Raw genomic sequence first — 23162 nt, 5'->3', positions numbered from 1 at the left:
TCTTTAAATTTCTTTCCCTGAGCTTAGTTGGTCAGTTTCTTCTATTTGTTCACGAGGAACTAATACCACTTCTGATAAATGATCACCTTCATCTAATCTTTGTAATTTTACTCCAGTAGCTGCTCTAGATTGCTGAGAAATTTTATCTGCATTTGTTCTTACTATGACACCTTTTTCGGTCACAAAAAGTAATTCTTCTCCTGCTCCTAGGACCTTTAAACAAACTAGTACATCATCTTTAAGTCTGAATTTTATCGCTCTTAAACCCATCCCTGCTCTCTTTTGTAATCTAAACTGAGTTACGGGTACTCTCTTTCCTAGTCCAAATGCACTAGCTATTAATACCCAGGGGCCATCTGAAGAGTTGACTTCAAGCTTATCATCAGTTCCTTTAGTAAGATCCTCAATTTTAGCCAATTGGTCAACTAAATCAGATGTTAAAACATCCATGGAAACTAGATTATCTCCTTCTCTAATGTTCATTGATTTTACCCCCCTTGCGGTCCTGCCAAGTGGCCTTAATTCATTGATGTCTAGTCTGAAATGAATAGCCATTCCTGTTCTTGATCCAATCAAAACACTATCGCCTTCTCTCGATAATCTGACCCATGTTAGGGCGTCTCCATCCTCAAGATGGATTGCTATTAAACCATTTGAGCGAACTTTTGAGAAAGCAGAAAGTGCAGTTCTTTTTATAAATCCAGCTTTGGTTAGCATTAACAAATAACAATCGTTATCAAAAGAATCTACCGCAACTAATGAAGTTATTTTTTCTTCCCTTGGGATTGGGAGGAGTTGAACAGATGGAGTACCTTTTGCCGTTCTGCTACTCATTGGAACTCTATATGCTGGGAGTGCATAAGCTACTCCTTTATCACTGAAAAGTAAAAGAGTATCATGATCATTACAGCTTATAAATAATTTCACGTCATCATCTTCTTTTGTCTTTGTGCCAGCTTTACCTCTTGAACCGCGACTAGTAGATTCAAATTCATTAACAGGCATCCTTTTTAAATAACCTGCTTCAGTTAATAAAACTACTGATCTGTCATTAGCTATGAGATCAATATCATCTAATCCACCTCCTAAATCTAGTATTTCTGTTTTTCGTGGAGAAGAGAATTTTTCATCGATTTTATTAAGTTCTTCAAGAATAATTTCAAGAATCCTCTCTTTGCTATTTAATATTTCCCTATATTGGTTGATTTTTTGAGTTAATTCATCATGTTCAGCTTTGATTTTATCTGCCTCTAGAGCTGTTAATCTTCTTAACTGCATTTGTAAAATTGCTTCTGCCTGTGTGGAAGATAAATTATGATTTGTTTGTAACTGTTCTCGAGCTGAAATTGTATCTTTTGCTGATCTAATTAAATTAATAATTTGATCCATGGCATCTAAGGCTAATAAAAGTCCCTTTACTATATGATCTCTTTCTTCTGCCTTTTTTAATAAGAACCCTGTTCTTCTTCTTATTGTCTCTACCCTAAAGTCTAGAAATACATCTAACATATTTCTTAGTGAAAGAGTTGTTGGTTCTCCTTTAACTAAAGCTAAAATATTCGCACTAAAGTTATTTTGTAGAGGGGTTAACTTAAACAAATTATTTAAAACTACTTGTGGATAGGCATCTCTTTTTAGCTCGATAACAATTCTCATTCCATCTCTATCACTTTCATCTCTAATATCAGAAATACCCTCTAATTTTTTTTCATTAACTAAGTCTGCAATTCTTTCTATCAAGGCAGCTTTATTTGTTTGAAAAGGAAGTTCTGTAATAATTACCGCATCTTTATCAGCTCTTCCAGAAGATTTAATTTGTTCAATATTTGCTACACCTCTCATAGTTATTGAACCTCTTCCTGTCTTGAAAGTTTCTCGTATACCGTCTCTTCCTAGGATTTGCCCACCAGTTGGAAAATCAGGCCCCTTTATTAATTCAAAAAGTTCTCTATCTTCAATCGAAGGGTTTTTAATTATTGATTTGAGACCATTAATTAATTCCCCTAAGTTATGTGGTGGAATATTAGTAGCCATTCCTACTGCTATTCCAGATGATCCATTTAAAAGTAGTTGAGGTATTCTAGCGGGTAAAACTGTTGGCTCTTGTTGAGAACCGTCAAAATTATCAGCGAAGTCTACAGTTTCAGATTCAATATCCTCTAGTAAACTTTCATCTGTAAGAGATTTTAGACGAGATTCTGTATATCTCATTGCTGCAGGAGGGTCGTTATCTACAGAACCAAAGTTCCCATGACCATCTATCAATGGCATTCTCATAGAAAAATCCTGAGCCATCCTGACCAAAGCATCATAGACAGCGGTGTCACCGTGAGGGTGGTACTTGCCAAGTACTTCTCCAACAACCCTTGCACATTTTCTGTAAGGTCTACCGCTAGTCAACCCAAGTTCATACATTGCATAAAGAATTCTTCTATGAACAGGCTTTAATCCGTCCCTTGCATCTGGAAGAGCACGACCAACTATAACGCTCATCGCATACTCAAGATAAGAGCGAGACATCTCATTTCTTAAGTCAGTCTGAATAATTCGATCGTTATCTTCGCTTAACCCAGAGTTCCCGGAATCTAGAATATCAGACATACAAAAATCCTTTCTTTAATAATAATCGCTGATTGTCATAATGAATAAAAAAAAAGGTTTATTTAATTCCCAAATACTCACATTTACACACAAATTTAAAAAAAAAACTTTTGTTTTTGAAAAAACCTTGGCTTATTACCCCTTTAGTTGTTAATTTAATCAGAATAAATTAAAAATTTCGTGAATATTGAACTTGGTTTAAACAAAAAAGTTAGAAGGGCTTATGGCATTGATGAAATAGCCTTAGTCCCTGGCAAAAGAACTCTTGATTACGATTTGACTGATCCTTCTTGGTTAATAGGTGATTTAAAGAGAGAAGTACCAATTGTAGCTAGTGCTATGGACAGCGTTGTCGATGTTAACACGGCTGTAGAACTTACCAAATTAGGTGCTTTAGGTGTTATTAATATGGAAGGAATACAAACACGATATAAAAATCCTGATGAAATATTAAGTCAAATAGCATCTGTCGGAAAAAATAACTTTGTCCCATTAATGCAGAAGATATACAGTGAACCAGTTAAGGAAGAATTAATTTTACAAAGAATAAATGAGGTTAAAGAGAGAGGAGGTATAGCTGCATTTAGTGGAACCCCTCAAGCTGCCATAAAATTTAAAGAAACACTTAATAATTCCCAAATAGACTTATTTTTCCTCCAAGGCACAGTAGTTTCCACTGAGCATATTGGTATGGAAGGGAAGGAAACCTTAAATATTAAAGATCTCTGTCAATCTATGAAAGTCCCAGTTGTAGCAGGTAATTGTGTAACTTATGAAGTTGCCAAACTTCTTATGCATGCTGGAGTTTCAGGATTAATGGTTGGTATTGGACCTGGGGCAGCATGTACTTCAAGAGGTGTATTGGGAATTGGAATCCCTCAAGCAACTGCAATTGCTGATTGTAGTTCAGCAAGAGATGATTACTTTAAAGAAAGTGGTCGTTATATTCCTATTATTGGCGATGGAGGAATTGTGACAGGCGGAGATATTTGTAAATGTTTAGCTTGTGGAGCGGATGCTGTTATGATTGGCTCTCCAATAGCTAAATCTTCAAATGCTCCAGGCAAAGGATTTCACTGGGGAATGGCTACTCCAAGTCCTATATTGCCAAGGGGTACAAGAATTGAAGTTGGTTCTACAGGATCCTTAGAAAGGATAATTAAAGGACCTGCCTTGCTTGATGATGGTACACATAATTTACTAGGGGCTATTAGAACATCAATGAGTACTCTTGGAGCTAAAAACATCAAAGAAATGCAAGATGTTGAAATTGTTATTGCACCATCTCTTCTGACAGAGGGTAAGGTTTATCAAAAAGCTCAGCAGCTTGGTATGGGTAAATAGTTTGTTCAGATCAAAATTATAAAACCTTTGTAAATTAAGCATTAAATTGAACAAATTTCGCATTAGGCGTTATTATTAAATGATGGGGGATACCCCATACTCCTCACACACTAAATCGCCCGATTAATCGGGCTTTTTTAGATATTTTGTTACTTATATTGTTTTATCTGTAATGAAATCATCACTTAAAATTATTGACTGCTAAATTTTCTAAAGGGAATACTTAAATTATGTCATCAGCTCAAGCCGTAACTGATTCTTCATTTGACAAGGATGTACTGCAAAGTGATCTACCAGTATTGGTTGATTTTTGGGCGCCATGGTGCGGTCCCTGTAGGATGGTCGCTCCAGTTGTAGAAGAAATCTCAAAAGACTTTGAAGGAAAAATTAAAGTTTTCAAATTAAATACAGATGAGAACCCAAATGTTGCGAGTCAATATGGAATTAGAAGTATTCCAACATTAATGATCTTTAAAGGAGGTCAGAAGGTAGATACTGTGGTTGGAGCCGTACCAAAAGCAACTCTTTCTAGCACTTTAACTAAGCATTTATAAAATAAAGATCTTTGCATAAAATTGGACTTATAGACTATGGGATGGGGAACATTCATTCCGTAACAAAATCTCTAGAAAGTCTTGGAGAAGAAATACTATTAATTAAAAACTTCAATGAATCAAAGGCTTGTAAGGCAATAATTCTTCCAGGAGTTGGAGCTTTTGACCCTGCGATGATTAATCTTATAAATACGGATTTGATAACTGATTTGAAAAATTGGATTAATAGTGGGAAGTCTTTTTTAGGGATTTGTTTAGGACTTCAACTCCTTTTTGAATCTAGTGATGAAGGAAAAGTTCATGGACTGGGTATTTTAAAGGGGAAAATACAAAAAATACCTAATATAGTTAACCAAAGAATCCCCCATATGGGTTGGTGCCAACTATTACCTACAAAAACAAATACTGTTTTAGATATAGAAGAATTAAATAATTGGGTCTATTTTGTACATTCATATCATGCAATCCCAGATGACTTAAATATTATCGCAGCACAAGTTAATTATGGTTCTGAAAAATTAACAGCGATGATTGAGAATGATAATTTATTGGCCTGTCAATTTCATCCGGAGAAATCTGGTAAAACTGGAGAAAAACTTTTGAGAAGGTGGCTCAGAAATATTCAATAACTAATAATTACGGATGAAGACAAACTTAAGATTAATAGGTGGTAAAAGACTCCAAAGTCCAAATGATATCTATACAAGACCTACAACTTTGAGAGTTAGAGAGGCTATTTTTAATATATTGAACAATATGGTTGAGAATAGTACATGGTTAGATTTATTTAGTGGAACAGGGGCCATATCTTGTGAAGCATATAATCATGGAGCAAGAAAAATAATTGCAATTGAAAAAAACAAAAACAACTCAAAAATTTGCTTAAAGAATCTTCTTTCGTTGCAGGATATGGACAATAGAAAAAATGATATTGATGTTATTTGTAAAGATGTTTTGCAATGGACAAAACCAAATTACCAGAGAAATTTATCTTCTAAAAAAATCGATTTAAAAAAATTAAAATTTGATTTTGTTTATCTAGACCCTCCATATGATGCGAATTTTCATGAATTAGTTTTAAATCAAATATTTAATTGTAATTTTTTAAAAAAAGATTCAATAGTTATTTGTGAACATTCTCCCAACCTATATATTAAAAAAAGTATTTTATGGGAGACTATAGATATAAGAGAATATGGTCAGTCAAGATTAACATTCTTAATCAGTGTCCAAAATCCCTGAACCTCTTCTGTATTGGTTCCATGCACTAACGAATAATCCCAGAAGAGTTATTGGAACCAAACCTAAAACAATTCCACATAGAAGAGGCTCAATCATTTTTTGCTTTTTTTATATTTCTTATACACAATTGTTACATAGAGACTATTTTTTGTGTCAACATCTTCATCATCTGCAGCGGAAAGAGAATTATTGAAAAAAATTTTTATTGTTTTTGTGATTTCATTTATATGTTTTTTAACGTTTTTTTTAAACCATAATAAAAATAATAAATTTATTATTGAAACTATTGAGTTTAATGGATCTGCTAAGGAAGGATATGCTCTTTTTAAGATAAATTGTGTCGGATGTCATGGAATTACAGCAAGAGGATTAGTGGGTCCAGACTTACACTCAATAACTAAACGTTTGAACGATAAAGAGATAATAAAACAAGTTACTGGTGGCCTTACACCTCCTATGCCAAGCTTTGAAATTGATCCTGTAAATATGTCTAATTTATTAAAATATCTACATAGCCTTGAATGATTTTGGATAAAAATTTTTCTAATTTAAAGGTCATATTAGTTGAACCAAAAGGCCCTTTAAATGTTGGTAGTGTTGCAAGATTATGCTCTAATTTTGAAGTCGATGAATTAAGAATTGTTTCTCCAAAATGCGATATATTATCTTTAGAAGCAAAAAAAATGGCCCTTAAAGGTCAAAAATATATTGATCATTGCAAAGTTTTTGACAATCTTAAAAATGCAATTTTTGATTGTGATTTAGTTTTAGCATCTTGTGGAAGGATTGATGTAAGAAAAGATTCATTTTTTGAATCTTCTGAAAATATCTTTAATTGGATTTTTTCTCTTAAAAAGATAAATAATTTAGCGATTATATTTGGCAGAGAAGATAGAGGTTTAACTAATAATGAATTACTTCTGGCAAATAAGACTTTTAATATTCCTACTTCTAAGAATAACCCTTCTTTAAATCTGTCTCACGCAGTTTCGATAGTTTTATATGAATTAAATAAATCTTCTAAAACAAATTCCAATAAAAAATTGGAAGTTTTTAATCTTGCATCATCAAAACAAATACATGATTCATTTGTGGAGATAGAGGAAATGCTTCTAGGGGTTGGATATCTTTTAAAGCATACCTCTAGGGCAAAAATAAGTAAGTTCAAGAATTATATTTTAAGGGCAAATACATCAATGCACGAAATAAATGTTTTAAGAGGAATTGTCCATCAAATTAACTGGTTTTTGAACAATTCAAAAAGAAATTAGGAACGTAAAAAATAAATTAGATTTTATTTCTCTGTAGTTTTAATTTAATGGGGATATTTACTAAAAACATTTTCTGAAGTAGCATCTATTGATTATTTGAATATTAAAGAAAACTAAAACTGTGACTCCAACAAAGAAAAGAAGAGTTTTTCCTTTTACAGCTGTAATTGGTCAGGAAGAAATGAAATTAGCACTCTTGTTAAATGTTATTGATCCAAGAATAGGAGGAGTGATGATAATGGGTGATAGAGGCACCGGAAAATCTACTACAATTAGAGCTTTAGCAGATTTATTGCCGGAAATAGACGTAGTTAAGGACGATCCATATAATAGTTCTTTAATCGATCCTGATTTGCAGAGTAAAGAAGTTTTGGAAAAAATTGTTCAAGGAGAAAATCTAGAGAGTATTCAAAAACAAGTACCTATGGTTGATTTACCTTTAGGGGCTACTGAAGATAGGCTTTGTGGAACCATTGATATAGAGAAGGCTTTGAGTGAAGGTGTTAAGGCATTTGAACCTGGGTTATTGGCTAAAGCTAATAGGGGCTTGCTTTATGTTGATGAAGTGAATTTGCTTGATGATCATTTAGTTGATGTACTTTTAGATTCGGCAGCTTCAGGATGGAATACTGTTGAAAGGGAGGGAGTCTCTGTTCGACATCCTGCGAGGTTTGTACTTATTGGTTCTGGCAATCCAGAAGAAGGTGAATTAAGGCCTCAGCTACTTGACAGGTTTGGAATGAGTGTTGAGGTCAAGACAGTTAGAGATGCTGAATTAAGAGTTCAAGTAGTAGATCAAAGAACTTCTTTTGATGATAATCCTGATGAGTTTTCATTGAGTGTAGAGAAACAGCAGGATGAACTTCAACAAAAGGTTATTAAAGCTCAAGAAATATTAAATTCTGTTCAAATGGACGATGACCTCAGGTTGAATATTTCTGCAATTTGTGGAGAGCTTGATGTTGATGGTTTACGTGGAGATATTGTTACAAACAGATCGGCAAGGGCAATTGCAGCCTTCGAGGGCAGAACTGAAGTACAAGAAGATGACATAGCAAGGGTTATTTCTTGTTCTTTAAGACATAGACTAAGGAAAGATCCTCTAGAACAAGTTGATTCAGGTGAAAGAGTGATTCAAGCTTTTTGTAAAGTATTTGATTTAGATGAAAAAGATAATCTTTCAAAATTTCAATTATCTGCAGAAGCTTAATTACAGTGAGAATAATTGGGATTGACCCTGGATTAGCTCGAGTTGGATATGGGATTATTGAAATAGAAAAAGAAAAAAAAAGGTTGTTAGATTGTGGCGTTATTGAGACAGGTAAAGATAAAAAAGAAGAAGATAGACTTTATGAGATATTTAAAGATCTTAATGAGTTAATAAATCATTGGAATCCAAATCTAGCAGCGGTTGAGAAATTCTTCTTTTATAGATCAAGTACTACTATTAGTGTGGTGCAGGCTAGAGGCGTGATTATGATGGTGTTGGCATCTAAAAAAATTCATGTAAGTGAATATTCACCTGCGCAGATAAAGTTAACCATAGCAGGATCTGGAAAAGCATCTAAGAAAGAAGTTCTTGATGCTGTTATGTATAGCCTAGAACTTAATAAACCTCCAAAACCTGATGATTCAGCAGATGCATTGGCTATAGCACTTACAAAACTAAATGAAGAAGGTTTCAATTGAACATTAAGTATGAATATATTTGAAAAAAAGAAATTTGAGAGAGATACGTTTAGAAAACTTAGAGATGAGATCTCCCTTAATCAAATGGAAAATGTAGAAAAGAATGTAAAATTATATGTAGATTCATTTCTTAAGGAATATAAAAATATTGTTTATATAGCAATATATTGGCCTTTAAAAAATGAAGTAGATATAAGAAGTCTTAAGGAACAGAATTCTTTGGCTTTGCCAAGATGTAATGATAAAAAAGAGTTGTTATTTTATCCGTGGGATGAAAAACCACTTACAAAAGACTCTGAGGGGATACTAAGTCCAAATAATTCTTTTTCATTAAGTCATAATCAGATAAGTATGATATTTGTCCCATGCCTTTCTGTGGATAAAAATTTAATAAGACTTGGTTATGGAGGAGGTTATTTTGATAAATTAAGAAGAGATAAAAATTGGAGTAGTATTCCATGCATTGGAGTTTTAACCTCTAATTGTGTAAGTCCGAATCCATTACCGAGAGCTGAGTGGGATATCCCCTTATCAGGTTTTATAACAGAGAAAGAAATATTTGTATAATAGGTAACCTAAACGTGATTTATTAATAGTTTTTAAAATATGGAAAATCAAGAAAAATACAATAACTTATCTAAATTAGTGGAGAAGTTAAAGAAATCAGAAGATCCAAAAAGAAAGTATGAGTATATTTTGTGGTTAGGCAAGAAATTAAAAGAACCAGATAGTGAAATTCTTATTGAAGAAAATAAAGTTAAGGGATGCGTTTCAGAAGTTTTTGTCAAGGCAAAAATTAAAGGCGGTAAATTATTTTGGGAAGGATATTCTGATGCTCTAATAACAAAGGGTTTATTGGCATTTCTAATAAGTGGATTAAATGAATTAACACCAAATGAAGTTGTTAAAATAAATAAGAAATTTATAGAAGATACTGGTTTGAAAGCAAGTTTAACTCCTTCACGTTCAAATGGTTTTTTAAACATACTTTTAAAAATGCAATCTCAAGCAAATGAATTTTTGGAGGTCTAATAATATAAAATTAAATTCTAAGTAATAAAGAAATAAAAAATGAGAAAATGCAAAATTGGTATTGTTGGTTTTGGAACTGTTGGTTCAGGGATTTTTAAAATATTAAGTTCTGAGGTTGATTCTCATCCAATTTTAAAAGAGATAGAAATTGCAAAAATAGCAGTTAAAGACCTTAATAAAAAAAGAAGCATAGAGCTAGAAAATAATTTATTAACTGATGATCCATTTGAATTAATTAATGATGCTTCTATAGATGTAATTGTAGAAGTAATGGGTGGGATTGATTTAGCTAGAGATATCATTCTGAAATCATTAAAATCAGGTAAATCTGTCGTTACAGCTAATAAAGCAGTTATTGCAAGATATGGAGAAGAAATATATGAAACTGCTAGTAAAGAAGGAGTTTATATCTTGTCAGAGGCGGCAGTTTGCGGAGGGATTCCTATAATTGAACCCTTAAAAAGATCCTTAAAAAGCAACACCATAAGAAGAATGGTAGGAATAATAAATGGTACAACAAATTTTATTCTTTCAAAGATGACGAACGAAAAAGCTGATTATGAAGAGACATTAAAATTGGCTCAAAGCCTTGGTTATGCAGAATTCGATCCAACGGCAGATGTTGAGGGACATGATACCGCTGATAAGATTTCAATTCTTAGTGAACTCGCATTTGGAGGGAAAATTAAAAGAGATGAGATACACGCAGAGGGTATTAGTAAAATTAACCTCAAAGATATCGAATATGCCAATAAATTAGGATTTGAAATAAAACTTTTGGCACTCTCCGAAAGGCGACAAATTAATAGTAACAATTCACTTGCTTTGAATATTTGGGTGGGACCTTCGTTAATTCCAAAATCTCATCCCTTAGCAACAGTTTTGGGAGTTAACAATGCCTTATTGATAGAGGCTGATCCTCTTGGAGAGATAATGTTGTATGGTCCAGGTGCTGGAAGTGGTCCAACCGCTGCATCAGTGGTATCAGATATATTAAATCTACATGCTGCTTCAGTAAAAAATAATAATTCAATAGATCCATTATTATCTTTTGATTTCTGGAGAAACTGCCATATCATAGGATCTTCTGAAATAAATAAAAAAAATTACCTTAGAATCATTTGTCTCGATAGTCCAGGCGTAATAGGAAAGATTGGAGATATTTTTGGTAATAATAATGTATCAATCGAATCAATTGTTCAACTAGATGCAAGTGAGGATAAAGCTGAAATTGTTGTTATAACTCATGAGGTGAATAATGGAAATTTTGAGAAATCGAAAGATGAAATAAATTCTCTTAATGAAGTCAAAATTATTGCAAGTCAATTAAGTTGTATTTAAAAAAATAGTTTGCAAATTTCTCTATAGCTTGTTAAACCGAAGAAAGTAAGTGTTTGTTTTTAGCACCTTAATGATTGATTCAAAACAATTAGACAATAAAAATGAAAAAAATAATTTAATTTGTTCTGAAGACCTTTATAAAGGCGCTTGTGTAAAAATTAAAAATAGCAATAAGACTTTTCAATTAATTGGTTTAAATATAGGAAAGAAAATTTGTTGGGTGAGAGAGTGGCCTTTTGCTTGTGATTCAAAAAAAACATTTGCCTTAGAAATAAGTCAAATAACCTTACAAATTTTTTGCTCAAATCAATCATCAAAATAATTTATTATTAAAGAAATATGAAAAGAAAAGTTATATTATCAGTATTTTTTATTTTAATTTCTTTTTTACAGAATTCTTGTGGTTCAAAAAGAATATCTGAAAAAATCATAGTAGCAAGCTCTGGCAAGATTGAATCTTTAGATCCAGCTAGAGCTAATACTCTTAAATCAATTCAATTAATTAGTTCTCTGGGAGATAAATTATATGAATTAAATTCTGATGGAGAATTAATACCTGAATTGGCTTCGGAGATGCCAATTATTTCAAAGGATAGACTTCAAATAATTATCAATTTAAGAAAAAATGTTTTTTTTCACGATGGAACTTCATTTAACTCAAATGCAATAAAGTTTACTTTTGATAGATTCAAAAGAATTGGAACAATGAATTATATTTTAGGAAATAAGATTAAGTCAATAGAAACGCCAAGTGAATATTCAGTCATAATAAATTTAAATAAACCATCAAGTTCTTTAAATGGTTTACTTACATCAGTAAATTTAACTCCAATATCTCCTACATTTTACAAAGAATATTCTGATAAGTTTCTAAATGAAAAATTCGTAGGTACTGGCAAGTATGTGCTGACCAGTTTTTCTAATGAAGTTCAATCAATTGATCCAAATTTAAATTATTGGGGTGAAAAGCCCTTAAATAAGGGTATTAATTTTGTAGGATATTCAAACTCATCTTCTCTTTTTGGGGCTTTAAAAAATAAACAAATTGACGTACTCTTATCAAATTCAGTTGATGATAGTCAGAGAAACAGTCTAAGTAATTTAAGTAAAAATAAAAAGTTTAAAGAAGGTAATAGTCCTTTCACTGAATTAAGTTTTATAAGCCTTAAAACCAGTTCTTATCCCTTAAGTAATTTAAATTTAAGACTTGCTTTGGCAAAAAGTCTTAATAGAAAATTAATTAGTGAAAAAGTAAGTTATGGGTTAAGGAAGCCATCTAGATCAATTATTCCTCCGATTTTTAAAAAAGATAATAAAGGACTTTGGCCTAAATATGATTATTTAGAAGCGAGAAGGTTATTTCAAAAAGAAAATTATTGTAATGGAAACATACTGAAAATTCCTCTTACTTATAGGTCAAATGTACCGGCTGATAAACTTATTGCCTTGACATGGCAGGGAGAAATAAAAAAATCCTTGAATGATTGTATTGATATTGAACTCAATGGGGTTGAATCTACAACAGTTTATAAGAATCTAAGTTTAGGAATTTATACAGCGGTTATTCTCGATTGGACTGGAGCTTATTCAGATCCAGAAGCCTATCTTACCCCACTTTTAAGTTGTAATGAAATAGTTGATGGAAGATGCAAAAAAGGAGAGTCAGTTTACAGCGGTAGTTTTTGGGGATCTAACAAAGTGGAAAGTTTATTTCTTGAGAGTGAACAAATAAGTGGAAATAAAAGATTAGAAAAACTTATTGAAATTGAAAAAATAGCCGCAAATTCAATACCTTATATTCCTATTTGGATATCCTCTCAAAGTGCATGGTCTCAAAATAAAATATCAGAACCTATTTTTAATGGTGCAGGAATAATTTCATTGAGCGATCTTAAGTTAATTGATGAGTAGAAATTTAAATAAATTACTAAATTATTCCTTATTAAAAATTTCATTAATACCAATAATGTTATGGATAATTTCTTCATTAGTTTTTATTTTATTGAGAGCTGCTCCTGGTGATCCTGTCGATGCAATTCTTGGATCTGGTGCTGATGAGGTTTCAAGGGAATTTCTAAGAAATAAACTGGGGCTAAATGAACCTTTAATAAATCAATATTTTTCCTATATTAAAAATATATTGCACTTAGATTTTGGCCAATCTCTTAGTACGCAGGAGCCAGTTCTAAATATTATTCTTAAGTCGTTGCCCGCAAGTCTTGAGCTTGGTTTCTTTTCAATATTAAGTGCCACACTAATAGGCTTCATAATGGGATTAATTGGCTTGAGAAATAAAGGTAAAAAGACTGATTATATTGTGAGAATTTTAGGAATTGCCACATATGCCATACCTCCTTTTTGGGGAGCAATGTTAGCGCAATTATTGTTTTCTGTATTTTTTAATATTTCCCCAATTGGTGGTAGATTTCCAATATTTCAGCAACAACCTCAAATTACAGGTTTTCTTGTTTTAGATAGTATTCTTTCAAATAATATTATTGCTTTGAGAGATTGCCTTTATCATCTCGCACTTCCTTCCATTACACTTGGCTTTCTTTTAAGTGGTATTTTCAGCCGCTCATTAAGAGCAAATTTGGATAAGACATTAAAAAGTGATTATGTAAATGCTGCTATATGTAGAGGGATATCGAGGAAAAAAATCTTTTTAAACCATGCATTGCCTAATGCTCTATTGCCAATTGTCACTATTTCTGGTTTGACTATGGCGTCATTAGCAGGAGGTGCTCTATTGTTTGAAGTAACTTTTTCATGGCCAGGTATTGCTTTAAGATTACATGAAGCAATTTCTCAGAGAGACTATACCCTTGTTCAAGGTATTGTAATTTTTACCTCTATGCTCATTGTTTCTTTAAATCTCTTTGTTGATATTCTAATTGCGTATTTAGATCCAAGAATAGAGTACTAATTTTTCAGAACTTCTTTTATAGTTTCAAGATCTAAAAGATGGAAATCAAGTCCCAAATTTCTTTGGTTTTTAATTACAATTGGTAGCTCTTTGTCCTTAATATTTTCTAAAAATTTAACTATAAATTTGGCAGATAAAGCCTGTACTAAAATTGGATCTGAACCAATGAAAGATTCACTTATTTTGAAGACGTTATTATTTTCTTCATAACTATTATTAATTCTTATTGGAGAGAAATGACTTGCACCTTCAATAATTAGAAATCTATTTGATGGATTATTTAAAGCAGAAAAGACTCTAAATTGTTCATTCATTAAGGGTGTAATAAGATCATATGTTCCACCTATTAAAAGAGTTGGTATTTCAATGCCTGAACTTTTTTCTTTTGGCCATAATAAACTACCAAACGAATTAAAACCTATTATCGCACTTGCCTTATTAGTCTTATTTTTGCCGGGGAATGGTATTTCGACTAATTGACATTGAAGTAATTTAGATAAATTTGTTACCGCAAAGTCTTTTAATGCTGAATCACAGTTTTCCTGAAGTTGATCAGTTAGTTTATTGCTTTCATATAAAAGTGCTATTAAAGCACCAAGTGAATGCCCCATTAAGATATAAGAATCATTAGGCAAGCCAAATTCTCCATTCCCATGTGCTTTTATTACAGCTTCTAAGTCTTTAATTCTATATAAGAAAAAGTCTGCACTTCCTGGAATTGACTTGCCACCCTCAAGTACTTCTGTAAATGCTTTTAAATTACTTCCTCTATGGTCTATAAAGACTACTGGCCAACCCCTTTTAGCTAATTCGTTTCCTATCCACTTAAAATTATTAATTTCGCCTCCTAGTCCTGGCATAAAAATGATTAGTTCTGTGTCATCGTTTGTTTTATTACTTTTCCATAATTCAATTTCAAAAGCTTTTACTCGGTGAGGAGCATAAACTTTTTTACTTATCTTTATAAGATTTGGATTTAATTTTTTTCCAGTATTTTTAAATACCTCTTGGTTTGTTATTTCAAGATTATTTAATTTGTTTATAAGATCTTGTTGCATGGCTATTTCATTTTTCCAAGATGAAATTATTAAAATTAAATTATCAATATCTAAAGTAATTTCTTCTGATGGTAATGCCTTTATAATTTCTAAAGTTGAAATTTCTTCTTTTTCATCTAATAAATTTTCTATAGTGTTATAAATTTCTACTCCATTATTGTCATTTGGAACTGTAATCGTTTTGCTTAATTCTGTTAAAATTTTACGCCCTATCCAACTTCTTAATAATTCTCTATTTAATCCTTTTTCCTTGAAAACAGGAAATTCCAAAAATTTTGATAATTCAAAAACTTTTGTTAATCCATTATTTTTTAACCAATCAATTAATTCTGTAGAATCATCCTTATATTTTTCTAATTTTGATAATTGTTTTATAGTGAGTGGGATTTCCATCTCTTCAAACTTAATATTTATCTTTTCAGCGGCCTTTAAACCATTATTAAAAAATAAACTACAAAAACTAAAAAAAATTATAAAAATGGATTTCACTAGTGATTAGTCCCAACAGTTTTCAAATTAGCAAAAATTGGTGGATTCAATTTCCTTACCATTTGAGGTTAATAACCAAGATAAGATTTTACGCTGCATTTGGTGCAGGAGGTGTTATTTATTTAACATCACTCATTTTTAATAACATCGGCTTATCGGCAACAGATATTGGCTTGGGGTTTACCATTTCAGCAATATTAGGTACCTTAACGAGACTCTTTACAGGTAATTATTTAAATAAAACAGGGGAAATACAATTTCCATTAATTGCTTCATCAATACTAAGTATTACTGCTAGCTTATTCCTCATCTTTTCAAGAGATACTTTTTTTTACATAATCGGACAATCATTTGTTGGTGCGGCTGCAGGTATATATTGGCCTGCAGCCGAGTTTGGAGTGCCTTTTTTTTGCAAAAAGATCGACACACGAAAAGCTTATGCTCTTGTAAGAAGTTCGGAGGCTTTAGGAATATTTCTAGGGGTATTCCTAGGAGGGTTTATGACGAATTTTATATACTCCAAATCAGTTTTTATTAATGATATATTTTGCATGTTAGTTATTTCATATTTAATATCGAAAAATAGTTCTTCAATTAAAAGAAACTTAGCAGATTTCCAAAAAAATTTAATAAATCCAATTAATCAGAGTCAATTAAAATGGAATAAAAATTCCATAATAATAATTTTATCTATTTTATTGATAACTACTTCTTTAGCTTTGATTCAAGTAACTTTACCTTTGGATCTTGTTATAGGTGGTGTATATAGGAATGCATTAAGTACAGAAATTACTAGTCTTATAATTTCTACTCAGTTAATTTTATTATTGTTTTTACAATGGCCAGTCGGCTATTGGATATCCAAGAAAGGAAGATTATTTGGATTGAAATTTAGTTTGATAAACTTCTCTTTTGCTTCATTTTTATTATTTATTTCTAGTTATTTTAATATTCCAGCTTTTTATTTGATTTCTTTTTCCTTGATATTAGTTAGTTTTGGGACTGCTTCATTTCTTCCAACATCAACAGATGTTGTTTTCAGAATAGCTCCTTCAAACAAAAAAGGGTTTGCGCTTGCTCTACTATCACAATGTTTTGCTATGGGTTATTTTTTTGGACCATTTATTTCGGGAAGAATATTAGATCTATTTGGTTATGCTTCAATAATCTGGCTCTCTATCTCATGTTTTTGCTTTATTGTATTTGCAATTATATTTAAGAAAATATTTTAATTAATCTTTTCTAATTCAATAATTCTTCTCTCTCTTAGAAATAAGAAAAAAGGAGCGGAGAATGCAAATGCAATAAGAAATGTTCCAACATAAACAATCCACATGTTCTTCATATTCAATTTTTTTGATTCATTTAATATCCATATAAAAGTGGCGCTTGCTCCTATTAATAAGTCTCTAGAGATTGATTGAGCTGCAGGGTTGGCATTCGCTAAGGAAATGAAATTATTGATATCAAAACTATTTCCATACTCCCTAGCAAATTCAAAATTTGCCATCATTGGAAGGATAGCACCTAAAATAGATAGAAAAAGGTAAAGATAAGCTAGGATCTGTTTATTATCTTTTAAAATGTTAAATGAATTCACTTGTCAAAAATATTTCTTTTAATAATAGTATTTAAAAGCTTATGGCTGTTGAAAAAAAAAATGATTTTGAAGACTATTTATTTAAAAAAGGAAATTTAAATTTTGCTGTAGTTGGTCACGTTGAGTGGATAAATTTTTTAAAGGTCGATCAATTACCAAAACCAGGAGTTATTTCTCATTCTGAAAAGTCTCTTGAATATCCAGCTGGTGGAGGATCTATTATCTCGAAAACACTCTCTGACTTAACTTTAAATCAAATTCATTTTTTTACTGCTTTAGGTAATGATGATTATGGAGATAGATGTTTCAAAATTCTCTCAAATATGGGAATAAAATTGCATGTGGGATGGCGTGACAAACCTACTAGAAGAGGTTTTAGTATGATTGACTCTCAAGGGGAGAGAGCAATAACAGTTATTGGAGAAAGATTAGCTCCAAATTATAAAGACAACTTAGACTGGAGCATTTTAAAAAAAATGGACGGAATTTTTATAACTGCATCTGATTCAGAAATTTTTAAAATGGCTAGATCAGCTTCAATACTTTGTACAACTCCAAGAGTGGGATTGAATACAATTAATAATTCAAATGTCCTTTTGGATGGATTAATAGGTAGTAATCTCGATCCTGGCGAAGTTTTTTCTTTCTCTGAATTATCGTTAAAGCCCAAATATACTATTAAAACTGAGGGAGAGAAGGGAGGTATAATATTTCCAGGAGGAAGATATGATGCTCTTGAAAACAAAAAATTAAAGGTTGATTCTTATGGATGTGGCGATTCTTTTGCCGCTGGTATTCTTTATGGAATGGCATCTAAATGGGATATAGATCAAAGCCTAAATCTTGCTAAAGTAATAGGTAGAAATGCTAGTGAATTTTTCGGCCCATATTCAAATAATGATGAAAAATAATTAAATTTAAGACTTTTATGAGCAATTTAGATAATAAAAATAAAAATATTCTTGTAGAAAACCTTATTTTTTTCTTTCTAGTTGTTGTTTTTTTGGTTTTTAAATCGTTGAAAACTTTATCTAGAATTTTTACTTATGGAATCTTAAAAAAAGAAATATTAAGTACTAAAAGTAACTTAGGGGTAGATATAAAAATAAAAATTAAATAGGTAATGAATAAATTTTTAACTATTTTAATTTTCGGAATTATCTTTTTGCTCTATAGAAAAATTAATTCTAAAAAAACAAAGAACATAAAATTAAACAAATTTAAAAATAAACTGCAGAGCACGCAAACAAATATAGAAAGAATTTTTTTAAGAGAGGAAGAAAAAACCTTTTCAAACCCTAATATAAATATCTTTATTGGAATTTATGATAAAGAAGACAACATTAAAAGAAAATCTAATATACACAGAGCAAGGCTTTCAAAATTCAGTAAATCCAAATTAAATGGTGAAATGATATTTCGAGATGATGAACAAAGAATTTATAAATTTGTTAATGGTGAGAAAGTTTACTTATGATTTAAATTTTCTAACGACATTCAAGACTTTCTCTCGTTGAAACTCCTGTTGTTGGATTGATTCCATCAGCAATTTCACAAAGATTTCTTTGATCTTCGCTGTCAAGAATAGCGAATGAAAAATCTGCTCCTTCTATTTGAGCTCCTGCAAAACTGCTGCCTGATGCGATCATATTTATTAAAACAGCATTTCTAAGATCTGTTTTTTGGAAATTAACTCGATCAGAAAGAGTATCTGTAAGGTTGATTCCATTTAAATTAGAACCTTTTAAATCAGATAGCGTTAATGTGGTTCCATGTAAATCAACGTCACTAAAATCGGCGTCTCTGGCAACCGCTCCCGCTATAGACGATAGATGAAGATCCTCTCCATGGAAATCGTATCCTGTAATATCAGATCTTACATAACTTGGCACCTCATCTCCCTCTCCCTTAACAGCAACATTTGCTCCCGCAAAAACTGGAGAAGATAAAACTAAAAAAGAAAAAGTAATGCATAAAAAATATTTTAAAAAACTAAAAAATTTCATACCAAAGTATTTGAATATTTTTATTTTATAACAATTAGATAATTATTTAAATTGATGTATAAATTTGGGACTCCTTTTTAAGATTATTTAACACTATAAATTTTAAATCTAGGTTCTAAATTGGTTATACAATCAAGAAGTCTTTTGTTATCTTTACTATTTCTAACCTTGAATTCAGATTTAACTGTGCCGCCTTTATCTCTTATGGCTTGATTTAAAACTATGGAACCGTTTTCGTCAGATACTGATCTATGAAATGTTCCTCTAGGTATTCTTAGAATATATCCGCAAGATTCTAATCTAACTTTATAAAATGGATAATCCCAGCCAAAATTTACAAGAAAAAAAGTTCTTCCACCAGAGATAGCTAATAGATTATCTTCTTGATTGTAATGTATGTAAAACTGCCAATTATTAAATTCTTCATCATTTGGCGGACTAACTGCAGGACCACTGTGAATAACTAGATCTCTATAGTTTGATTCATTAACACTAATATCAAAAAATCTTACATCTTTTGTATCGCGAAATTTTTCATAACTTATCAATTCAAACATTTTCGATTTGTTTGATTTGATAATTGGAATTTCTAAACTTGAGTTCAATTTTCTTTAAAGATTACACAAATGAAAACAGATATATTTATCCAAGAACGTATCAATTAACACTAAAAAAGAAACATATTGTTATTTATATTTTCCTGTTTTTAAAAGATTAAAAATTTAGTATTTATTTTATTTCAAGAGTTTTGATTTCCCAGGATAAAGTATTTTCTAAATTATTTTTTCCTATAAAGTTTCCTGTAATTACAGAAGTTAAATTAGATTTTGAAGAGGATACTAATGTTAAATATCTATCATCTATTAATCCTTTTCCGCTTGGATCAAAACCTCTCCAACCAGCGCCTGGAATATATAATTCAGCCCAAGCGTGTAAATCCAACTCAGAGGGTAACGGATCTTCAAAATGATAACCACTTACAAACCTACTTGGGATACCTATAGACCTACAAGCTTCTACCATCAGCATTGCTAAATCTCTGCATGAACCTATACGTTCTCTAAGTGTTCTACTAGCCGGCCATGCTGGTCCTGTATGTCTTTTGGTATATTTAACCCGATCTTGAATAATCTCTATTAGCTGGTAAGTAAATGATAATGCGTTATTAATGCTTCCTGCTAAGGCTTCTTGGGCAAGTTCTACGGCAGAGGGATCGTGTTGTCCATTAGGCATCCATCCCTCCAATGCTCCCTGTAAATCTCTGTTAATAATGCTTCTACAAAAAGGTAATGTTAAATCTCTATTTTTAACTCCATCAATAATGTTTGGATGTTTAATAGTTTCAACTTCGCTAATTGATTCAATAATTAAATTATCTGTTAACCCATTGAATCTGATTCTATTAATCTCTTCTCCGCTGGCAGCAAGTAATGGATAAATAATTTCTGGTTCTGGGGTTATTTTTAATTCAAAATTCTTTAATTTTTGGAAGCCATTTGACCTTGGCTTTATACATAATCTATGCTCACCTAATTCAACAGGGTCTTCGTATTTATATTCAAGTTTGTGAATGTATTTAATTCTCATTAATAAAATTATTAATTAATAAAATATTTTTCTTGAATGAGTTCATTTAATTTATTTAAATCCATTTGCAATGAATCGATTGCCTCATGTAAACCATCATTGATTATATCTTCAATTCTGATATAACTCCACTTTGCTTTAAGCAAACCTCTCATGCATTCTAGTTCTGAAGGATTTTCAGTTGAAGGAGAGGTATCAATTGTTTTAAGAGTATTGCTTATCCCATCAAGACAGTATCTTACTGATCTAGGGAAAATTGGATCAAGTAAAAGAAATCTCGCAACTGAATTAGGCTTTATAGAATTTTGCTCTGCTTTCCTAAACATTTGATAAGCTCCAGCTGAACGTAAAAGTGCTATCCATTGCAGCTCATCAAGAACTCCTCCAAGTTCATCTAAGCTGGGAAGGAGTAAATAATATTTCACATCTAAAATTCTTGATGTTTTGTCAGCTCTTTCGATTAATCTTCCAAGAATGCTAAATCTCCAGGCAAGATCTTTGCTTAGAGTCGCATCTGTAATTCCATAAAAAAGCTGACATTCCCTCCTTATTTCACTTAATTGTTCTTGTCTTGGTTTATTCCATATTGCTTCTCCTTCTTGCATATTCCAATATAAAATATTAATCTGTTCCCACATTTCTGTGGTCAAGACATCTCTGATTTGTCTAGCATTTTCTCTTGCCATTTGAATGCAAGAAATTATGCTATTTGGGTTTAAACGATCTCTTATTAAAAAATTAATAACGTCATCGGGTTTTTTCTCTGGGAATCTTTTATCAAAAGATTCTCTATCACTCGAAGCATCAATTAACGGGAGCCAAGGTTCTGCACTTCCTGGCGGACAATCTAATGACATTGCTTCACTTACTTCCACGAAACGAGATATGTTTTCTGCACGTTCTAAATAACGATTGATCCAATAAAGAGATTCTGCTACACGACTTAAAAGCATATTATTTACCTACAACCCATGTATCTTTGCATCCTCCACCTTGAGAAGAATTGACGACTAATGATCCTTTTTTTAATGCTACCCTCGTAAGCCCACCAGGGCTTACCCATGAATCTTTCCCTCTCAAGATATATGGTCTTAAATCAACATGACATGGATAGAGTTCTCCATCACATAACGATGGCACAGTAGATAATTCTAAGGTTGGTTGTGCTATGAAATTTCTAGGATTTTTTTTAATTTTATTGGCAAATTCTTCTATCTCACTTGTTGTTGAGTGAGGTCCAATTAACATTCCATAACCCCCAGCTTCGGCGACAGACTTAACAACAAGTTTTGGTAAATTTTCTAGAACATATTCCCGATCCTTTTGGTAATGACAAATATACGTTTCTACATTTTTAATAATAATTTCTTCATCAAGATAATATTTAATCATTTTTGGAACAAATGAATAAATCATTTTGTCATCTGCTATCCCAGTCCCAGGCGCATTTGCCAAAGCAACATGACCTGCCTTAAAAACATCAAGTAATCCGCTAACACCAAGGCAGGAATCTTTTCTGAAATTAAGAGGATCTAAGAAATCATCATCAATTCTTCTGTAAATGACATCTACTCTTTTTAATCCAGAGGTAGTTTTTAAATATACATAATCATCATTACAAACTAAGTCATGACCCTGAACTAGTTGGATGCCCATTTCTTGAGCTAAATAACTATGTTCAAAATAAGCACTATTAAAAATTCCAGGAGTAAGTAGAACTATCTTGGGAGTATCTGTCCATACTGCAAGTTCTTGAAGAGTTTTTAAAAGATATGATGGATATTCATCAATTGGTTTTACTATTCTTCCAGAGAAAAGATTAGGAAAAATATTTTTCATAACTAATCTATTTTCTAAAAAATAAGCAACCCCAGAAGGGCACCTTAAATTATCTTCTAAAACATGCCAATCTCCTTTTCTGTCCCTTATTAAATCAAGTCCTGAAATTTGACACCATTTATTTAGTGGTGGTTTGAAGCCTATCATCTGGGGTCTCCAACCTTCTGAACTCTCTATTAATTCTCTTGGAATTATTCCATCATTAATTATTTTTTGAGAATTATAAATATCATCTAGGAATAAATCAATTGCCTCAAGCCTTTGTTTTAGCCCTTTTTCTAAAGTTACCCAATCATCTCTACTAATTATTCTAGGAAGTGGATCAAAAGGTAATATTCTCTCAGTACCTTTTAAACCAGTATCATTTAATCTAAAAGTTGCACCATGTCTTAGTAATAATTTTTTTGCGGCAGAATGATTCCTGTTTAATTCCTCAAGACCCATATTATCTAAAGATGAAAGAAGTGGAATCAATATTTCTCTAGCAGAGTTAACATTATCCTTAAAATATTCATCAAAACTATTTTTAGGCTGATAACTTGAAAACATATATTTCATCGTTTAGTAATTTTTACTTTAGCTT

Annotated in this window: 26 protein-coding genes; 17 read left to right on the top strand and 9 right to left on the bottom strand. The window is 31.5% G+C overall.

The features are described from left to right. Positions 1-3: 3 nt before the first annotated feature. The gene (gene gyrA / locus SOI86_RS02710) at positions 4-2601 is read right to left on the bottom strand and encodes a DNA gyrase subunit A (protein WP_320682071.1); all 2598 of its coding nucleotides are present in this window, start codon (positions 2599-2601) and stop codon (positions 4-6) included. 180 nt (positions 2602-2781) lie between these two features. On the opposite strand from gyrA, the gene SOI86_RS02705 reads away from it, so the two are divergent. From SOI86_RS02705 to rsmD, 4 genes are all read left to right on the top strand, one after another. Beyond that, positions 2782-3945, top strand: coding sequence for a GuaB3 family IMP dehydrogenase-related protein (locus SOI86_RS02705; RefSeq protein ID WP_320682070.1), 1164 nt, complete (start codon positions 2782-2784; stop codon positions 3943-3945). Between the two features lie 230 nt (positions 3946-4175). Next, positions 4176-4499, top strand: a complete 324-nt coding sequence (gene trxA, locus SOI86_RS02700) for a thioredoxin (protein WP_079317286.1) — start codon at positions 4176-4178, stop codon at positions 4497-4499. A gap of 11 nt (positions 4500-4510) precedes the next feature. Further along, complete coding sequence (gene hisH / locus SOI86_RS02695) at positions 4511-5128, top strand: imidazole glycerol phosphate synthase subunit HisH (RefSeq protein WP_320682069.1); 618 nt, start codon at positions 4511-4513, stop codon at positions 5126-5128. A 13-nt stretch (positions 5129-5141) separates the two neighbouring features. Then, positions 5142-5741: a 16S rRNA (guanine(966)-N(2))-methyltransferase RsmD gene (rsmD, locus tag SOI86_RS02690; protein WP_320682068.1), complete on the top strand. Its 600-nt coding sequence runs from the start codon at positions 5142-5144 to the stop codon at positions 5739-5741. Here the strand turns inward: rsmD and petG are convergent. Next, positions 5718-5837, bottom strand: a complete 120-nt coding sequence (petG, locus tag SOI86_RS02685) for a cytochrome b6-f complex subunit V (protein ID WP_320682067.1) — start codon at positions 5835-5837, stop codon at positions 5718-5720. The two genes, rsmD and petG, sit on opposite strands and share 24 nt — an antisense overlap. Positions 5838-5891: 54 nt before the next feature. Between petG and SOI86_RS02680 the strand changes: the two genes are divergently transcribed. The 10 genes from SOI86_RS02680 (at position 5892) to SOI86_RS02635 (ending at position 14000) form a co-directional block, all read left to right on the top strand. Continuing rightward, positions 5892-6266 (top strand): cytochrome c, encoded by a 375-nt coding sequence (locus SOI86_RS02680; RefSeq protein WP_320682066.1) that lies wholly within the window; start codon positions 5892-5894, stop codon positions 6264-6266. Further along, complete coding sequence (locus SOI86_RS02675) at positions 6263-7012, top strand: TrmJ/YjtD family RNA methyltransferase (protein WP_320682065.1); 750 nt, start codon at positions 6263-6265, stop codon at positions 7010-7012. The genes SOI86_RS02680 and SOI86_RS02675 overlap by 4 nt, the downstream gene beginning before the upstream one ends. Before the next feature lie 121 nt (positions 7013-7133). Further along, complete coding sequence (gene bchI / locus SOI86_RS02670; protein WP_320682064.1) at positions 7134-8222, top strand: magnesium chelatase ATPase subunit I; 1089 nt, start codon at positions 7134-7136, stop codon at positions 8220-8222. A 5-nt stretch (positions 8223-8227) separates the two neighbouring features. Then, complete coding sequence (gene ruvC / locus SOI86_RS02665) at positions 8228-8701, top strand: crossover junction endodeoxyribonuclease RuvC (protein ID WP_320682063.1); 474 nt, start codon at positions 8228-8230, stop codon at positions 8699-8701. A gap of 9 nt (positions 8702-8710) precedes the next feature. After that, the gene (locus SOI86_RS02660; RefSeq protein ID WP_320682062.1) at positions 8711-9268 is read left to right on the top strand and encodes a 5-formyltetrahydrofolate cyclo-ligase; all 558 of its coding nucleotides are present in this window, start codon (positions 8711-8713) and stop codon (positions 9266-9268) included. A 39-nt stretch (positions 9269-9307) separates the two neighbouring features. After that, complete coding sequence (locus SOI86_RS02655; protein ID WP_320682061.1) at positions 9308-9733, top strand: SufE family protein; 426 nt, start codon at positions 9308-9310, stop codon at positions 9731-9733. 39 nt (positions 9734-9772) lie between these two features. Next, positions 9773-11074 (top strand): homoserine dehydrogenase, encoded by a 1302-nt coding sequence (locus SOI86_RS02650; protein ID WP_320682060.1) that lies wholly within the window; start codon positions 9773-9775, stop codon positions 11072-11074. Between the two features lie 70 nt (positions 11075-11144). Next, positions 11145-11396, top strand: a complete 252-nt coding sequence (locus tag SOI86_RS02645) for a hypothetical protein (RefSeq protein ID WP_320682059.1) — start codon at positions 11145-11147, stop codon at positions 11394-11396. Positions 11397-11413: 17 nt separating this feature from the next. Beyond that, positions 11414-12985 carry an ABC transporter substrate-binding protein gene (locus SOI86_RS02640; protein ID WP_320682058.1) on the top strand — a complete coding sequence of 524 codons (1572 nt, stop codon included), beginning with the start codon at positions 11414-11416 and terminating at the stop codon, positions 12983-12985. Continuing rightward, the gene (locus SOI86_RS02635) at positions 12978-14000 is read left to right on the top strand and encodes an ABC transporter permease (RefSeq protein WP_320682057.1); all 1023 of its coding nucleotides are present in this window, start codon (positions 12978-12980) and stop codon (positions 13998-14000) included. Before SOI86_RS02640 ends, SOI86_RS02635 begins: the two co-directional genes overlap by 8 nt. On the opposite strand, the gene SOI86_RS02630 is transcribed toward SOI86_RS02635, so the two are convergent. Further along, entirely contained in the window at positions 13997-15547 is a 1551-nt protein-coding gene (locus tag SOI86_RS02630; protein ID WP_320682056.1) for an alpha/beta hydrolase, read from the bottom strand. The genes SOI86_RS02635 and SOI86_RS02630 overlap by 4 nt on opposite strands. A gap of 2 nt (positions 15548-15549) precedes the next feature. On the opposite strand from SOI86_RS02630, the gene SOI86_RS02625 reads away from it, so the two are divergent. Further along, positions 15550-16779 carry an MFS transporter gene (locus SOI86_RS02625; RefSeq protein WP_320682055.1) on the top strand — a complete coding sequence of 410 codons (1230 nt, stop codon included), beginning with the start codon at positions 15550-15552 and terminating at the stop codon, positions 16777-16779. Here SOI86_RS02625 and SOI86_RS02620 read toward each other — a convergent pair. Next, positions 16776-17147, bottom strand: a complete 372-nt coding sequence (locus SOI86_RS02620) for a DUF2834 domain-containing protein (RefSeq protein WP_320682054.1) — start codon at positions 17145-17147, stop codon at positions 16776-16778. The two genes, SOI86_RS02625 and SOI86_RS02620, sit on opposite strands and share 4 nt — an antisense overlap. 41 nt (positions 17148-17188) lie before the next feature. On the opposite strand from SOI86_RS02620, the gene SOI86_RS02615 reads away from it, so the two are divergent. Beyond that, positions 17189-18058 carry a carbohydrate kinase family protein gene (locus tag SOI86_RS02615; protein ID WP_320682053.1) on the top strand — a complete coding sequence of 290 codons (870 nt, stop codon included), beginning with the start codon at positions 17189-17191 and terminating at the stop codon, positions 18056-18058. Between the two features lie 212 nt (positions 18059-18270). Then, entirely contained in the window at positions 18271-18624 is a 354-nt protein-coding gene (locus tag SOI86_RS02610; RefSeq protein WP_320682052.1) for an ATP-dependent metallopeptidase FtsH/Yme1/Tma family protein, read from the top strand. Positions 18625-18634: 10 nt separating this feature from the next. Here the strand turns inward: SOI86_RS02610 and SOI86_RS02605 are convergent, their stop codons facing one another. The 5 genes from SOI86_RS02605 to SOI86_RS02585 form a co-directional block, all read right to left on the bottom strand. Beyond that, complete coding sequence (locus SOI86_RS02605; RefSeq protein WP_320682051.1) at positions 18635-19153, bottom strand: pentapeptide repeat-containing protein; 519 nt, start codon at positions 19151-19153, stop codon at positions 18635-18637. Between the two features lie 83 nt (positions 19154-19236). Continuing rightward, positions 19237-19710 carry an HNH endonuclease gene (locus SOI86_RS02600; RefSeq protein ID WP_320682491.1) on the bottom strand — a complete coding sequence of 158 codons (474 nt, stop codon included), beginning with the start codon at positions 19708-19710 and terminating at the stop codon, positions 19237-19239. A gap of 172 nt (positions 19711-19882) precedes the next feature. Next, positions 19883-20740: a transglutaminase family protein gene (locus tag SOI86_RS02595; RefSeq protein WP_320682050.1), complete on the bottom strand. Its 858-nt coding sequence runs from the start codon at positions 20738-20740 to the stop codon at positions 19883-19885. Positions 20741-20751: 11 nt separating this feature from the next. Further along, positions 20752-21693, bottom strand: a complete 942-nt coding sequence (locus SOI86_RS02590; RefSeq protein WP_320682049.1) for an alpha-E domain-containing protein — start codon at positions 21691-21693, stop codon at positions 20752-20754. A gap of 1 nt (position 21694) precedes the next feature. Further along, positions 21695-23137: a circularly permuted type 2 ATP-grasp protein gene (locus tag SOI86_RS02585; protein ID WP_320682048.1), complete on the bottom strand. Its 1443-nt coding sequence runs from the start codon at positions 23135-23137 to the stop codon at positions 21695-21697. Positions 23138-23162 lie beyond the last annotated feature (25 nt).

The sequence above is a fragment of the Prochlorococcus sp. MIT 1314 genome (assembly GCF_034093315.1).
Lineage (GTDB): Bacteria > Cyanobacteriota > Cyanobacteriia > PCC-6307 > Cyanobiaceae > Prochlorococcus_A > Prochlorococcus_A marinus_Y.
The sequence above is the reverse complement of the archived record's forward strand: the minus strand, read 5'-3'. Positions and strand labels throughout refer to the sequence as shown.

What these genes read in the sequence shown, in the direction of transcription:
- SOI86_RS02595 (WP_320682050.1), bottom strand. Translation starts at nt 20,740, where the DNA reads ATGAGAATTAAATACATTCACAAACTTGAATATAAATACGAAGACCCT.
- SOI86_RS02645 (WP_320682059.1), top strand. Translation starts at nt 11,145, where the DNA reads ATGATTGATTCAAAACAATTAGACAATAAAAATGAAAAAAATAATTTA.
- trxA (WP_079317286.1), top strand. Translation starts at nt 4,176, where the DNA reads ATGTCATCAGCTCAAGCCGTAACTGATTCTTCATTTGACAAGGATGTA.
- SOI86_RS02590 (WP_320682049.1), bottom strand. Translation starts at nt 21,693, where the DNA reads ATGCTTTTAAGTCGTGTAGCAGAATCTCTTTATTGGATCAATCGTTAT.
- SOI86_RS02615 (WP_320682053.1), top strand. Translation starts at nt 17,189, where the DNA reads ATGGCTGTTGAAAAAAAAAATGATTTTGAAGACTATTTATTTAAAAAA.
- SOI86_RS02585 (WP_320682048.1), bottom strand. Translation starts at nt 23,137, where the DNA reads ATGAAATATATGTTTTCAAGTTATCAGCCTAAAAATAGTTTTGATGAA.
- SOI86_RS02600 (WP_320682491.1), bottom strand. Translation starts at nt 19,710, where the DNA reads ATGTTTGAATTGATAAGTTATGAAAAATTTCGCGATACAAAAGATGTA.
- SOI86_RS02655 (WP_320682061.1), top strand. Translation starts at nt 9,308, where the DNA reads ATGGAAAATCAAGAAAAATACAATAACTTATCTAAATTAGTGGAGAAG.
- SOI86_RS02660 (WP_320682062.1), top strand. Translation starts at nt 8,711, where the DNA reads ATGAATATATTTGAAAAAAAGAAATTTGAGAGAGATACGTTTAGAAAA.
- SOI86_RS02635 (WP_320682057.1), top strand. Translation starts at nt 12,978, where the DNA reads ATGAGTAGAAATTTAAATAAATTACTAAATTATTCCTTATTAAAAATT.
- rsmD (WP_320682068.1), top strand. Translation starts at nt 5,142, where the DNA reads ATGAAGACAAACTTAAGATTAATAGGTGGTAAAAGACTCCAAAGTCCA.
- SOI86_RS02610 (WP_320682052.1), top strand. Translation starts at nt 18,271, where the DNA reads ATGAATAAATTTTTAACTATTTTAATTTTCGGAATTATCTTTTTGCTC.
- SOI86_RS02640 (WP_320682058.1), top strand. Translation starts at nt 11,414, where the DNA reads ATGAAAAGAAAAGTTATATTATCAGTATTTTTTATTTTAATTTCTTTT.
- SOI86_RS02675 (WP_320682065.1), top strand. Translation starts at nt 6,263, where the DNA reads ATGATTTTGGATAAAAATTTTTCTAATTTAAAGGTCATATTAGTTGAA.
- SOI86_RS02650 (WP_320682060.1), top strand. Translation starts at nt 9,773, where the DNA reads ATGAGAAAATGCAAAATTGGTATTGTTGGTTTTGGAACTGTTGGTTCA.
- petG (WP_320682067.1), bottom strand. Translation starts at nt 5,837, where the DNA reads ATGATTGAGCCTCTTCTATGTGGAATTGTTTTAGGTTTGGTTCCAATA.
- gyrA (WP_320682071.1), bottom strand. Translation starts at nt 2,601, where the DNA reads ATGTCTGATATTCTAGATTCCGGGAACTCTGGGTTAAGCGAAGATAAC.
- SOI86_RS02605 (WP_320682051.1), bottom strand. Translation starts at nt 19,153, where the DNA reads ATGAAATTTTTTAGTTTTTTAAAATATTTTTTATGCATTACTTTTTCT.